Genomic DNA, 539 nt, shown 5'->3' with positions numbered 1-539 from the left:
CATTGTTCCAATTCAGTAATTAAATCAGTGTCCATCTCTATATCACCTGTTTGAACGAGCTGATATATCTTGAGAAACGCCCCTAATACAATCGCAATTAACACATTAGAGGGCAGGCTGCGAATCACGCCTTCCGCTTTTCCCTTATTAAAATAGTCATCAAGCATTTGAGTCAGATTTTCTATCATTTTTTTGCTTGTATGATTTAAGTAATGAGCGTCTTTTTTGGTTTCAAGAAAAAAAAGCGCATAGTCGCTCTCTTTCGTAAACTGAACGAGACAGCAAAATACGTGGTGAAAGCCTTCTCTGACAGGCAATTCTGAAACGTCTTGCTTCAGTTTTTCCGTAAATCGCTGGATGCTTTCTTGAAACAGTACGTTAACGAGTGTTTCTTTGCTGTCAAAATAACGATAGATCGTTCCTGTCCCTACATGAGCACGTTCAGCTATCATAGGAATAGTGGTAGCGTCAAAACCCCTTTCCGTAAAAAGTGAGACCGACGCTTTCATAATCATGTCGTATTTACTGCTGGATGCGGA

The 539-nt window shown here is 39.9% G+C and carries 1 protein-coding gene; it reads right to left on the bottom strand.

Annotation, left to right across the window (positions count from 1 at the left end):
• A partial coding sequence (gene fatR / locus ACWHAR_RS31290; RefSeq protein WP_452088956.1) for a transcriptional regulator FatR occupies nucleotides 1-539 on the bottom strand: 539 nt, incomplete at both ends.

This window comes from Bacillus sp. LR--39 (assembly GCF_053613335.1).
Note: the sequence above shows the minus strand (reverse complement) of the source record. Positions and strands in the feature narration are given on the sequence as shown.